The organism is Limnohabitans sp. Jir72, from assembly GCF_003063575.1.
GTDB lineage: Bacteria > Pseudomonadota > Gammaproteobacteria > Burkholderiales > Burkholderiaceae_C > Limnohabitans_A.
The window spans coordinates 132,913-146,003 of the sequence record NZ_NESC01000006.1; the positions used below are offsets into that span (position 1 = coordinate 132,913).

Here is a 13,091-nt window from a genome sequence, read left to right on the forward strand (position 1 = left end):
CTCAAGGCCCGATGGCGTAGACCGCGGGCGTGTGACCATCAGGGCCTTGCAGGCCCTTTTTCCATTGGGCGACGGTGTGGCTCTGGACGCGCGCCGAGGGCAGCGTCAAGCCGCTGGCAATGGCCAGCCGGGTGCCGCCTTGCAGGCTTTGCAGCATGCCGCTGAGCATGGCGGCGTTGCGGTAAGGCGTTTCAATCCACAGCTGTGTTTGGCCTGTTTTGTGGGCCAGTGATTCGAGCTGCTTCAGGCGTGCAGACCGTTCGCCAGCGTCTTGCGGCAGGTAGCCCACGAAGGCAAAGTTTTGGCCGTTCAGCCCGCTGGCCGCCAAGGCCAGCAGCAAGGACACGGGCCCCACCAAGGGGACCACAGTCAGGCCCAGGTCGTGCGCGGCCCGCACCACCGAGCTGCCGGGGTCGGCCACGGCGGGCATGCCTGCTTCGCTGATCAGGCCGATGTCGTGGCCTTGCAGGGCTGCGGCCAGCAGAGGTTTGCCGTCAAAGCCCGATTGGTGGTCGCCCTTTTTGTGCACATGGCGCGGCAATTCGGTGATTTTTTGCTCGGTCAGGGGCGCCACCAGCGGGTGTGATTCGTTCACGCGCTTGAGGAAGGCGCGGGTGCTTTTGGCGTTCTCGCACACCCAGTGCTGCAAGCTGGCTGCGATGGCCAGGGTGCTGACAGGCAGGACATCGCTCACGGGGGCTTGCTCGGCGCAACCAAAGTCCAGAGGGGTGGGCACCAGAAACAGGCGGCCTGGGGTTTTGGGGGTGTTCACAGCAGTTTCACTCCGGCTTGGCGCAGCAGGCGTGCGGTGCGGATCAAGGGCAGACCGATCAGTGCGGTGGGGTCGTCGTTGTCGATGGATTCGAGCAAGGCAATGCCCAGGCCTTCGCTTTTGGCGCTGCCTGCGCAGTCGTAGGGTTTTTCGGCTTGCAGATAGGCCTCGATCTCGTCGTCGCTCAAGTCGCGAAAGACCACGCGCACGGCGGCCAGATCGACCGCTTCAAAACCGGTGGCCAGGCATACCACGGCCAAAGCGGTTTGAAACACCACGGTTTGTCCGCGCATCTGGCGCAGCTGTTGCACGGCGCGGGCGTGTTCTCCGGGCTTGCCCAACGGCTGTCCTGCCAGATCGGCCACTTGGTCGGAACCGATCACCACCGATTCGGGGTGTTTGGCGGCCACCGCCTTGGCTTTGGCCAAGGCCAGACGCAAAGCCAGATCGCGCGGCGATTCGCCAGCAGCGGGCGTTTCGTCCACATCGGGGGCAGCGACAGAGAAGGGGATGCGCAGACGCTCCATCAGTTCGCGGCGGTAGCGCGAGGTGGAACCCAGCACCACGGGGCGGTTTTCGGAGGAATTCATAGGGCTTGCAGAAATGCTCATGGGGTGATTCTCTTACACTGCAGGCATGGAAAAAAAGTTGGACCCCTCGCATTTGGATGTCGCGGCCTTTGCCCGTGATGGCGCAAGCCTTGAAGGGCAGTCGCCCTTGGCCGCTTTGCCGCGCTTGCTCGATGAGCAGGTGGCCGGTGATTTGAAAGCCGGCCTGGTGGCTTGGCGCTTGGAAGGCCGCCTGGTGCCTCAATCGGGTGGCGCCGATCAGATCTGGCTCGATTTGCATGCCAGTGTGGCCTTGCCCATGCAGTGCCAGCGCTGCCTGACCCCTGTGCTGGAGCCTGTGGAGGCCGAGCGGTCTTTCCGGTTTGTGGCCGACGAAGCCACTGCAGCTTCGCTGGATGACGAGGCTGAGGAAGACATTCTGGTGATCAGCCGTGACTTCGATGCCTTGGCCTTGGTGGAAGATGAATTGATCTTGTCTTTGCCGCTGGTGCCATTGCACGAGGTCTGCCCGCAAGCCATGCCCATGTCGGCGGTGGACCCTGAGTTTGAGACCGAAGCCGTTAAACCCAATCCGTTTGGTGTGCTGGCGGGCCTGAAAACAGGCAAGTCCTGATCTTTCTGCAACGGGCTGTTCAAGCCTCTTTGCTTGGGCTATAATCTATGGCTTCGCTCGGTTATTTTCTGAGTGACCATCGTCATCAACCAGAAGCTGCGTTGTATTTGCGCGGCCTCCACAAGCTTCCAAGGAGCCATCATGGCTGTTCAGCAAAACAAAAAATCGCCCTCCAAGCGCGGCATGCACCGTTCGCACAACGCACTGAACGTGCCAGGCATCGCTGTGGAACCCACTACCGGTGAAACTCACCTGCGTCACCACATCAGCCCTAACGGTTTTTACCGCGGTCGCCAAGTGTTGAAAAACAAATCCGAAGCCTGATCGGCGTCAGCCCTCAAGCCTTCAGAGGCCCGGCGCTACTTTTTAAGTAGCATCGGGCTTTTTGTTTTTTGGCTTTTGATTTGTGTTTCCAGTTTTGAGTCCAAGGATTCCATGACCTCGTCCACTCCGATCACTGTGGCAGTCGATTGCATGGGCGGTGACCACGGCCCCAGCATCACGCTGGCTGCGTGCCGTCGTTTCCTGTCGACTCACCCTGATGCCCGTTTGCTCTTGGTGGGGCGCCCCGAGGCTTTGAGTGCTTTGTCCGACCCGCGTGCCCAAGTGGTGCCCGCCACCGAAGTGGTGGAGATGGACGATTCACTTGAAATCGCGTTGCGCAAGAAAAAAGACTCGTCCATGCGCGTGGCCATCGAGCAGGTGCGCGACGGCAAAGCCGGTGCGGCGGTGTCTGCGGGCAATACGGGTGCCTTGATGGCGATTGCCCGCTATGTGCTCAAAACCATGGACGGCATTGACCGTCCGGCCATTGCAGGCCAAATGCCCAACTTCAAGGGCGGCGGCACCACCATGCTCGACCTGGGGGCCAATGTCGATTGCACCCCTGAGCACTTGCTGCAGTTTGCCGTGATGGGCTCGGCCCTGGTTTCGGTGTTGCAAGACAAGCCAAACCCCACGGTAGGCTTGCTCAATATTGGTGAAGAGGCTATTAAAGGCAATGAAATCATCAAAAAAACCGGCGAACTCCTGCGATCTGCAGGCAATTGCGGTGATTTGAATTTTCATGGGAATGTCGAAGGCAATGACATTTTCAAGGGCACAGTGGACATCGTGGTCTGTGATGGCTTTGTCGGCAATGTGGCCCTGAAAGCCAGCGAAGGCTTGGCCATCATGATTGGTGGTTTTCTGAAAACAGAGTTTTCTCGCAACATCTTCACGAAAATAGCAGCGCTGTTGGCTTATCCGGTCTTATCTGCGTTTAAAAATCGCGTAGACCATCGCCGTTACAACGGTGCAGCCCTGCTGGGCTTACGTGGCTTGGTGTTCAAGAGCCACGGCTCAGCCGACGAGATCGCTTTTGAAACCGCCCTGAACCGGGCTTATGATGCAGCCCGAAACCAATTGCTGGACCGCGTTCGTGAACGCATCGCGCATGCAGCCCCTTTGTTGATGGGCGTGCAAGCCGATCGGGCAGAACCTGCGGTCACTACACCATGAGAATTTATTCCCGCATTTTGGGCACTGGCAGCTACCTGCCGGAAAAACGCCTGACCAACGCCGACTTGGCAGCCGAACTGGCGCAACAAGGCGTTGAAACTTCCGATGATTGGATCGTCGAGCGCACCGGCATCCGTGCCCGTCACTTTGCGGCCGACCACCAAGGCAGCAGCGACCTGGCGACCGAAGCCGCTCGCCAAGCCCTCAGCGCCGCAGGCATTTCTGCCGACGACCTCGACCTGATCATCGTGGCGACCTCGACCCCTGATATGGTCTTTCCGTCGGTGGCGACCATGGTGCAGCACAAGCTGGGCACCGCAGGTTGCCCAGCGTTTGACGTACAGGCCGTGTGCAGTGGCTTCATTTATGCGCTGACGATTGCCGATTCGATGATCCAGTCCGGCTCGGCTAGGCGCGCCTTGGTGATCGGCTCGGAAGTGTTCAGCCGCATCCTCGATTTCAAGGACCGCACGACCTGTGTGTTGTTCGGTGACGGCGCAGGCGCAGTCATCCTGGAAGCCTCGGACCAGCCCGGTATTTTGGCAACCGACTTGCATGCCGATGGTAAATACAAGGACATTTTGTGCGTGCCCGGTCACGTCAATCGCGGTGGAATTCTGGGCGAGCCGGTGCTCAAGATGGACGGCCAAGCCGTGTTCAAGCTGGCCGTGGGCGTGCTCGAAGAAACAGCCCGCGCCAGCTTGGCCAAGGCCAATCTGACCGATGCCGACATCGACTGGCTGATCCCGCACCAGGCCAACATCCGCATCATGCAAAGCACTGCCAAAAAGCTCAAAATGGGCGCCGACAAGGTGGTGGTGACCGTTGATCAGCACGGCAACACCTCGGCCGCTTCGATCCCGCTGGCGCTGGACACCGCCGTGCGCGACGGGCGCATCCAGCGCGGTCAGACCCTCATGCTCGAAGGCGTGGGCGGCGGCTTCACCTGGGGCTCGGTGCTACTGCGTTATTGACGCGCTGTTGATTTGACAGGCCCGGGTCAGCGATGCACGGCACGCTCACCCGCATTCTTTCCTGATACAAAATTTGCACATGACCACATTTGCTTTTGTTTTTCCCGGCCAGGGCTCCCAATCGGTGGGCATGCTGGACGCCTGGGGTGATCACCCCGTGGTGCTCGAAACCCTCCAAGAAGCCTCAGAGGCTTTGGGTGAAGACGTTGCCAAATTGATCCACGAAGGCCCCAAGGAAGCGTTGGCCATGACCACCAACACCCAGCCCGTGATGCTGGTGTCGGCCGTGGCCGCTTACCGTGCCTGGCTGGCCGAAGGCGGTGCCGCGCCATCGGTGGTGGCGGGTCACTCGCTGGGCGAGTACAGCGCTTTGGTGGCTGCGGGTGTGTTGACGCTGACGCAAGCTGCGCCGCTGGTGCGCTTGCGCGCCGCCGCCATGCAAGAAGCCGTGCCGGTGGGCGTGGGTGCTATGGCTGCCATTCTGGGCTTGCCCTCGGACAAAGTCATTGCGGGTTGCCAAGAAGCCCAAGCCACATTCGCCGCAGACAGCGCCGAAGTGGTTGAGGCCGTGAACTTCAACGACGCTGCGCAAACCGTGATCGCGGGTAGCAAAGCTGCTGTGGACAAGGCCTGCGAAGTGCTCAAAGGCATGGGCGCCAAACGCGCGCTGCTCTTGCCCGTGTCGGCTCCGTTCCATTCGAGCCTGATGAAACCCGCCGCTGAAAAGTTGCGTGAGAAGCTGGCCTCGCTGACTTTGGGTGTGCCCCAGATTCCAGTGCTCAACAACATCGATGTGGCCGTTGAAACCGATGCCGACCGCATCCGCGACGCGCTGTACCGTCAGGCCTTTGGCCCGGTGCGCTGGGTCGAGTGCGTGCAAGCCATCAAGGCCCTTGGCGTGAACACCCTGGTGGAGTGTGGCCCTGGCAAAGTTCTGGCTGGCATGACCAAGCGGATCGATACCGAATTGAATGGCGTGGCCTTGTACGACCCCGCTACCTTGGCTGAAGTGAAAGGATTGCTGGCATGAGCGAAGCACAAAAACAAATCGCATTGGTCACAGGCGCGTCGCGCGGCATCGGTGCATCGATTGCCTTGCATCTGGCACAACAAGGTTTTGTGGTCATCGGGACCGCTACCAGCGATGACGGCGCTGCCAAGATCAGCCAAGCCCTGTCGGCTTTCCCCCGCAGCCGGGGTGCCAACCTGAACGTGAACGACGCCGAAGCTGGCGTTGCCCTGATCGACGCCATCGTCAAAGAACACGGTGGCTTGCAGGTGCTGGTCAACAACGCGGGCATCACTCGCGACACCCTGGCCATGCGCATGAAGGACGACGACTGGGACGCGGTACTCGACACCAACCTCAAGGCGGTGTTTCGCATGAGCCGCGCCGTGATGCGCCCCATGATGAAGCAGCGTTATGGCCGCATCATCAGCATCACCAGCGTGGTGGGCGCATCGGGCAACCCTGGCCAGGCCAACTACGCCGCTGCCAAGGCTGGTGTGGCGGGCATGACCCGTGCGCTGGCCCGCGAGCTGGGCAGCCGTGGCATCACGGTCAACTGCGTGGCCCCCGGTTTCATCGAGACCGACATGACCGCCAGCCTGCCCGAAGAGCAACAAAAAGCCTTGCTGGGCCAGATTCCTCTGGGCCATCTGGGCAAGCCCGATGACATCGCCCACGCGGTGGCCTACCTGGCCGGAACGCACGCGGGCTATGTCACAGGACAAGAATTGCATGTCAATGGTGGCATGTACATGGCCTGATTCACAAGCCGATTGGCGGAAACGCCTTCCGGACAGGTAAAATCTTCATTTTTCACAACCCTCAGAGGGACCCCATGAGCGATATCGAAGCACGTGTCAAAAAAATCATTGCCGAACAACTCGGCGTTGAAGAGTCACAAGTCACCAACGAAAAAGCCTTCGTGGCCGATCTGGGTGCAGATTCTCTGGACACTGTGGAACTGGTGATGGCACTCGAAGACGAGTTCGGCATCGAGATTCCTGACGAAGACGCAGAAAAAATCACCACGGTGCAAGCTGCGATCGACTACGCCCAAAGCAAGAAGGCCTGATCGACGATGACCCGGCGCCGCGTTGTTGTCACGGGTTTGGGATGCATCAGCCCCGTGGGCAACACGGTCGCTGACGCATGGTCGAACTTGCTTGCCGGCCAGTCCGGCATTGCTCCGATCACACGTTTTGATGCTTCAGCCATAGCCTGTCGGTTTGCGGGTGAAGTCAAAAACTTTGATTTAGAGTCCTACATGTCCTCCAAAGAAGCGAGGACCATGGACCGCTTCATTCATTTCGGCATCGCTGCCGCAGCCCAAGCCATTCAGGACGCGGGCTTGCCTACTGGCGATGCGCTTGACGAAGAAGAGGCCTGCCGCATCGGTGTGGTGATCGGTTCAGGCATTGGTGGCTTGCCACTGATCGAAGAAACACACTCCGAGTACACAGCGCGCGGTGCGCGTCGCATTTCCCCATTTTTCGTCCCGGCCTCTATCATCAACATGATCTCTGGTCATGTGTCGATGCGCAGTGGTTTCAAAGGCCCCAATCTGGCTGTTGTGACCGCTTGCACCACAGGTTTGCACTCCATTGGCGAAGCCGGTCGATTGATCGAATACGGCGATGCGGATGTGATGGTTGCAGGCGGCTCTGAAGCTTGTGTTTCACCCTTGGGTGTCGGTGGCTTTGCGGCCATGCGCGCCTTGTCGACCCGCAACGATGACCCCACAGCGGCATCCCGCCCTTGGGACAAAGACCGCGACGGCTTTGTTCTGGGTGAAGGCGCTGGCGTGATGGTGCTCGAAGAGTACGAACACGCCAAAGCCCGTGGTGCCAAGATCTATGCCGAGCTGGGTGGTTATGGCATGAGCGCTGACGCGGGTCACATGACCGCGCCGAGCATGGACGGCCCCCGCCGCGCCATGATCAATGCCATGCGCAATGCCGGTGTCAACGCTGACCAGATCGACTATCTGAACGCGCATGGTACTTCCACGCCGCTGGGCGATATCAATGAAACCAATGCCATCAAGGCGGCTTTGGGCGACCACGCTTACAAAACGGTGGTCAGCTCCACCAAGTCCATGACTGGTCACCTCTTGGGTGGCGCGGGCGGCATTGAGAGCGTCTTCACCGTGTTGGCGCTGCACCACCAAAAAGTGCCGCCGACCATCAACTTGGTCAACCCCGATCCCGAGTGCGATCTGGACTACTGTGCCAACACGGCACGCGACATGAAAATCGATGTGGCCCTGAAAAACAACTTCGGTTTCGGTGGCACCAACGGCTCTCTGGTGTTCAAACGCACCTGACGAGCCTTTACGCAAGGTCATCACCATGCACAACGCCCCGCCTGTGATTTATCCGGTGGGGCGTTTTGTTTGGTGCTCCTGTGGTGTGGGTGCTTTGGCGCTGACGGGGGCTGTGGGATTGATGTGCTGGCACGTCATGAGCGGCGCAGTGGGCCTGATGGTCTGGATCGCGTGGGCACTTTGGGCTGTCTCGAGCACTTTGGCCTTGTGGCTCGAATCGAGAGAATCTTCCGCGCCAGGCCATTTGGTTTGGCGTGGTGATGGCTGGTGCTGGCAAGACCAGTACTTGCAAGAGCACCCAGTTCAATTGAGCCTCTTGCTCGATGGTGGCCGAACCCTGTGGGTGTCCTACCGCGTGGCGCAGGGCCTTGAAAAATCCAGCGCGTGGCCGCAATTTGCCATCGTTGCGCAAACGGACATGCCCTTGGCTTGGCATGGTTTTCGTTGCGCTGTATATTCGCGCCCATTGGGTGATGACGGGTCTTTGGACCCTGCAAAATTGCCCATGGTCATTTGAGGCGCAAGCGGTTTCGGGTGCGCTCGACTGTTATTCAAATCAAGGGATGTATCGATGTTGACAATGGCATTGAAAAAGTGCGTGGCCTCGTTTGCAGGGGTTGCGATGTTGCTGGGCGGTGCGGGGCTGATGCCTGGTCTGACCATGGCACAAAATGCGCAAGTGGCTGTAAGGGGTTTGCCCGATTTCACCGAATTGGTAGAGCAGGTGGGGCCTTCGGTGGTGAATATCCGTACCTTGGAGAAGGTGCGCACCAATGCCGCAGGATCGGGCGCGAGCGATGAAGAAATGCAAGAGCTCTTTCGCCGCTTTTTTGGCATGCCTTTGCCGAACACGCCTCGGCAGTCACCCAAACCCAATCGCTCTCAGGCACCCGAAGAGTCGCAACCTCGTGGCGTTGGCTCGGGTTTCATTTTGAGCGCTGACGGCTTCATCATGACCAACGCCCATGTGGTGGAAGGCGCCGATGAGGTCATGGTGACACTGACCGACAAACGCGAGTTCAAGGCCCGCATCGTGGGCGCTGACAAACGCTCCGATGTTGCGGTGGTGAAGATCCAGGCCTCGGGCTTGCCTGCCGTGAAAGTGGGCGATGTCAGCCGCCTCAAGGTCGGTGAGTGGGTCATGGCGATTGGCTCGCCGTTTGGTCTTGAAAACTCCGTCACTGCAGGCATTGTCAGCGCCAAGCAGCGCGACACGGGCGAGTATTTGCCCTTCATCCAGACCGACGTGGCGATCAACCCCGGCAACTCAGGTGGTCCGCTGATCAATATGCGAGGAGAAGTGGTGGGCATCAACAGCCAGATCTATTCACGCTCCGGCGGCTTCATGGGCATTTCTTTTGCGATCCCTATGGACGAAGCGGTGCGTGTGAGTGAGCAACTGCGCGCCAGTGGTCGAGTCACGCGTGGGCGCATCGGTGTGCAGATAGCCCCGGTGACCAAAGAAGTGGCTGAGTCCATAGGCCTGGGCAAAGCCCAAGGTGCCTTGGTCCGTGGCGTGGAGGAGGGAGCCCCTGCTGACAAGGCCGGTATCGAGGCCGGTGACATCATCACCAAATTCGATGGCAAGCCGATCGAGAAGATGTCTGACTTGCCACGTTGGGTGGGCAACACCAAACCGGATACGCGTGCACCCATCACCGTGTTCCGCCGAGGCGTCAGCAAGGAGTTGACCATCACGATCGCGGAGATAGAAGCCGATAAAAGCGAGGCGCCTGCGGCCGAGAAGAAAACAGCCCCGACCAAAGCTTCGAGCTTGGGCTTGGTGGTGAGCGACTTGACGGCCGCTCAGAAGAAAGACGCGCGTGTTCGCGGTGGCGTGGTCGTGGACAGTGCCAGCGATGCTGCAGCCCGCGCCGGTATCCAGGAGGGTGATTTGATCTTGGCGGTGGCCAACACGGAGGTGGCCAGCGTGAAAGAGTTCGAATCGGTGGTCAGCAAACTCGACAAGAGCCGCCCGGTGAGTCTTTTGATTCGCCGTGGCGATGGTGCCCAGTATGTGCTGATCCGACCCGGCAAGTGAGCAGGTGGCTGGCTTGTCAAGAGTCCCGTCGCTTTGCTGGGTTATTGGTCGCCTGATTTCGATGTCATCAAATTTATTTGCCACCGCGAATCGAAGAATTAAATGTGGGTAAATACTAACTTTAATGGGTCCTCATAACGAATTTGGATAAAATCAGACGTCTTGACCATGAATTCATGGCATATCAGACAGGTTCGAATTCACGATGCGAGATTCTCCACAAGAATCCACCGCTCATTCACAGACCTTCCACAAGTTGTTCCTTGAAGTATTAGGCGTCTTGTGTATAAGCTGTTGATAAGTTTCATGTTGCAAAGCAGCAACGACCGGTCTGAAGCGATTTTGGGGCTGTACGAATGGGGCAATTTGCCTACAATGAAGTTCCAACTATCGCAGTTGCCATAGATTGTTGGTTCAGGGCGCGTCATCAAAAGACGCGCCCTTTTTTCTTTTCCGGATCCTTGATCCTCAAACACTTGCAGACCCTCGTTGATGAATCACATCAGAAATTTTTCGATCATTGCGCACATTGACCATGGCAAATCCACGCTGGCCGATCGCTTGATTCAGCGTTGCGGAGGTTTGGAAGCCCGGGACATGGAAGCTCAAGTGCTGGACTCGATGGACATCGAGAAAGAGCGCGGTATCACCATCAAGGCGCAGACCGCTGCACTGCATTACAAAGCCAAAGACGGGCAGGTCTACAACCTCAACCTGATCGATACGCCCGGGCACGTGGACTTCTCTTATGAAGTGTCGCGCTCACTGTCGGCCTGCGAAGGTGCCTTGCTCGTGGTGGATGCCAGCCAAGGTGTGGAAGCACAGACCGTGGCCAACTGCTACACCGCGCTCGACTTGGGCGTTGAAGTGGTCCCCGTGCTCAACAAAATGGATTTGCCCAACGCCGATCCCGACAACGCGCGCTCTGAAGTGGAAGAGGTGATTGGCATTGACGCCACCGACGCGATTCCGTGCTCGGCCAAGACTGGCCTGGGGATTGAAGAAATCTTGGAGGCCGTGGTGGCCCGCATTCCGCCGCCCAAGGGGAATCCCGATGCGCCTTTGCGCGCCATGATCATCGACAGCTGGTTCGACAGCTATGTGGGCGTGGTCATGCTGGTGCGCGTGGTCGATGGCCAACTGCTCAAGAATGAGCGCATCCGCATGATGGCCAGCAATGCCGTTTATGAAGCGGGTAGCTTGGGGGTGTTCACCCCTGCCAACGAACCGCGCCAGTTGCTAAGAGCAGGCGAGGTGGGTTACATCATCGCGGGCATCAAGGAGTTGCAAGCCGCCAAGGTGGGTGACACCGTGACGCTTGAAAAGAAGCTGCCCAACAACTTGGGACCAGCGACACAGGCGCTGCCAGGTTTCAAGGAAATCCAGCCACAGGTGTTTGCCGGTTTGTACCCGACCGAAGCCAACCAGTACGATGCACTGCGTGACGCACTCGAAAAACTCAAACTCAACGATGCTTCCTTGCATTACGAACCTGAAGTGTCGCAAGCGCTGGGCTTTGGTTTCCGCTGCGGCTTTTTGGGTCTGTTGCACATGGAAATTGTGCAAGAGCGCCTAGAGCGCGAGTTCGACCAAGACCTGATCACCACCGCGCCCAGCGTGGTCTACGAAGTGGTCAAGCCCGATGGTGAAGTCATCATGGTCGAGAATCCTTCCAAGATGCCCGACCAAGGCAAGCTGCAAGAAATCCGTGAGCCCATCGTGACCGTTCACCTGTATATGCCTCAAGACTATGTGGGCCCGGTGATGACACTTGCCAACCAAAAGCGCGGTGTGCAGATGAACATGGCTTACCACGGTCGACAGGTCATGCTGACTTATGAGATGCCGCTGGGTGAGATCGTGCTGGATTTCTTTGACAAGCTCAAATCGGTCAGCAAGGGTTACGCCTCGATGGACTATGAGTTCAAAGAGTTTCGCGCCTCGGACGTGGTAAAGGTCGATATTTTGCTCAACGGCGAGAAGGTCGACGCGCTGTCCATCATCGTGCATCGCACGCAGGCCCAATACCGCGGTCGTGCTGTGGCCGCCAAGATGCGTGAGATCATTTCACGTCAGATGTTTGACGTGGCGATTCAAGCCGCGATTGGTGCCAACATCATTGCCCGTGAAAGCATCAAGGCTTTGCGCAAAAACGTGCTGGCCAAGTGCTACGGTGGCGATATTTCGCGCAAACGCAAACTGCTGGAAAAGCAAAAAGCGGGTAAAAAGCGCATGAAACAGATTGGTTCGGTCGAGGTGCCTCAAGAGGCGTTCTTGGCGATTTTGCAGGTGGAAGATTGATGCAGTTCTTGACGTCTTTGGTGTTGGCCGCTTTTGTGGCCTATGCGGGCAGTTGGTACCTCGGGTTCATCGAGGGCAACTTTGCTTTGCTGCTGTTCATGGCGACCGTGGTCACCGGTGTGTACTGGTTGGCTGAACGCTTCGTTTTTTTGCCGCGCCGACAGCAGGCTGCGGCCCAGCTGCAAGCCCAGACGGCTGCCCGCCGTGCCGAGTTGACAAAGATGGGCATCGAGAAGGTGGACACCGACATTCAGGATGCGCACGACAAACTGCTCATGCAACCTTGGTGGCTGGACTGGACGGCGGGGCTCTTCCCTGTCATCGTCGTGGTGTTCGTCTTGCGCTCGTTCTTGTTTGAGCCCTTCAAAATCCCATCGGGCTCCATGATCCCGACCCTGCACATTGGTGATCTGATTTTGGTCAACAAGTTCCATTACGGGATTCGCCTGCCGGTGCTGAACACCAAGCTCACCGACGGCACTCCCGTGCAGCGCGGTGATGTGATGGTCTTTCGTTACCCTCCCAAGCCCAACGTCGACTACATCAAGCGCGTGGTGGGGGTGCCCGGTGACGAAGTGGCTTACCTCAACAAGAAGCTCACCATCAACGGCCAGCCGATTGAAACGCAAGCTTTGCCCGATTATTTCGACGACTCGACCATGCGGTATTTCAAGCATTTCAGCGAAAAGCTGGGCAGTAGACCGCACCAGTCGATCCAAGACAACGACCGTCCTGCTTTTGTGCCGGGCGTAGATCCTTTCCCGAACAGCCAAAATTGCCAGTACACCATTGAAGGTGTCCGTTGCAAGGTGCCGGTAGGGCATTACTTCATGATGGGTGACAACCGCGACAACTCGCTGGATTCGCGCTACTGGGGCTTTGTGCCCGATGCCAACATCGTGGGCAAGGCCTTCTTCGTGTGGATGAATTTCGGCAACCTCAAGCGCATCGGCGCTTTTGACTGAGGTGGGTGTGGCCTCGTCCTCCTC

At 58.4% G+C, this 13,091-nt stretch carries 14 protein-coding genes; 12 read left to right on the plus strand and 2 right to left on the minus strand.

The genetic code is table 11. The annotated features are described in order from the left end of the window. Position 1: 1 nt before the first annotated feature. Positions 2 to 772 (minus strand): SAM-dependent methyltransferase, encoded by a 771-nt coding sequence (locus B9Z52_RS10035; protein ID WP_108413707.1) that lies wholly within the window; start codon positions 770 to 772, stop codon positions 2 to 4. Further along, entirely contained in the window at positions 769 to 1,383 is a 615-nt protein-coding gene (locus B9Z52_RS10040) for a Maf family nucleotide pyrophosphatase (RefSeq protein WP_199222076.1), read from the minus strand. Before B9Z52_RS10040 ends, B9Z52_RS10035 begins: the two co-directional genes overlap by 4 nt. A 25-nt stretch (positions 1,384 to 1,408) precedes the next feature. Here B9Z52_RS10040 and B9Z52_RS10045 point away from each other — a divergent pair, with 25 nt between their 5' ends. The 12 genes from B9Z52_RS10045 to lepB all read left to right on the plus strand — a co-directional run bounded on the left by B9Z52_RS10045 (position 1,409) and on the right by lepB (position 13,067). Next, positions 1,409 to 1,954, plus strand: a complete 546-nt coding sequence (locus B9Z52_RS10045) for a DUF177 domain-containing protein (protein ID WP_108413708.1) — start codon at positions 1,409 to 1,411, stop codon at positions 1,952 to 1,954. A 141-nt stretch (positions 1,955 to 2,095) separates the two neighbouring features. Beyond that, a complete protein-coding gene (rpmF, locus tag B9Z52_RS10050; protein WP_005794249.1) occupies positions 2,096 to 2,278 on the plus strand; it encodes a 50S ribosomal protein L32 in 183 nt (60 codons plus the stop codon). Positions 2,279 to 2,389: 111 nt separating this feature from the next. After that, the gene (gene plsX, locus B9Z52_RS10055; protein WP_108413709.1) at positions 2,390 to 3,454 is read left to right on the plus strand and encodes a phosphate acyltransferase PlsX; all 1,065 of its coding nucleotides are present in this window, start codon (positions 2,390 to 2,392) and stop codon (positions 3,452 to 3,454) included. Continuing rightward, positions 3,451 to 4,428 (plus strand): beta-ketoacyl-ACP synthase III, encoded by a 978-nt coding sequence (locus B9Z52_RS10060; protein WP_108413710.1) that lies wholly within the window; start codon positions 3,451 to 3,453, stop codon positions 4,426 to 4,428. Before plsX ends, B9Z52_RS10060 begins: the two co-directional genes overlap by 4 nt. Before the next feature lie 79 nt (positions 4,429 to 4,507). Continuing rightward, on the plus strand, positions 4,508 to 5,458 hold the full coding sequence (gene fabD, locus B9Z52_RS10065) for an ACP S-malonyltransferase (protein ID WP_108413711.1): 951 nt from the start codon (positions 4,508 to 4,510) through the stop codon (positions 5,456 to 5,458). Beyond that, complete coding sequence (gene fabG, locus B9Z52_RS10070; protein ID WP_108413712.1) at positions 5,455 to 6,198, plus strand: 3-oxoacyl-ACP reductase FabG; 744 nt, start codon at positions 5,455 to 5,457, stop codon at positions 6,196 to 6,198. The genes fabD and fabG overlap by 4 nt, the downstream gene beginning before the upstream one ends. Positions 6,199 to 6,272: 74 nt before the next feature. Next, positions 6,273 to 6,509, plus strand: coding sequence for an acyl carrier protein (gene acpP, locus B9Z52_RS10075; protein WP_019427049.1), 237 nt, complete (start codon positions 6,273 to 6,275; stop codon positions 6,507 to 6,509). A 6-nt stretch (positions 6,510 to 6,515) separates the two neighbouring features. Next, the gene (gene fabF / locus B9Z52_RS10080) at positions 6,516 to 7,760 is read left to right on the plus strand and encodes a beta-ketoacyl-ACP synthase II (protein WP_108413713.1); all 1,245 of its coding nucleotides are present in this window, start codon (positions 6,516 to 6,518) and stop codon (positions 7,758 to 7,760) included. Between the two features lie 25 nt (positions 7,761 to 7,785). Next, positions 7,786 to 8,277: a hypothetical protein gene (locus B9Z52_RS10085; RefSeq protein ID WP_108413714.1), complete on the plus strand. Its 492-nt coding sequence runs from the start codon at positions 7,786 to 7,788 to the stop codon at positions 8,275 to 8,277. Between the two features lie 54 nt (positions 8,278 to 8,331). Continuing rightward, positions 8,332 to 9,801: a DegQ family serine endoprotease gene (locus tag B9Z52_RS10090; protein WP_108413715.1), complete on the plus strand. Its 1,470-nt coding sequence runs from the start codon at positions 8,332 to 8,334 to the stop codon at positions 9,799 to 9,801. Positions 9,802 to 10,293: 492 nt separating this feature from the next. Then, on the plus strand, positions 10,294 to 12,102 hold the full coding sequence (gene lepA / locus B9Z52_RS10095) for a translation elongation factor 4 (RefSeq protein ID WP_108413716.1): 1,809 nt from the start codon (positions 10,294 to 10,296) through the stop codon (positions 12,100 to 12,102). Continuing rightward, entirely contained in the window at positions 12,102 to 13,067 is a 966-nt protein-coding gene (gene lepB, locus B9Z52_RS10100) for a signal peptidase I (protein ID WP_108413717.1), read from the plus strand. The genes lepA and lepB overlap by 1 nt, the downstream gene beginning before the upstream one ends. Positions 13,068 to 13,091 lie beyond the last annotated feature (24 nt).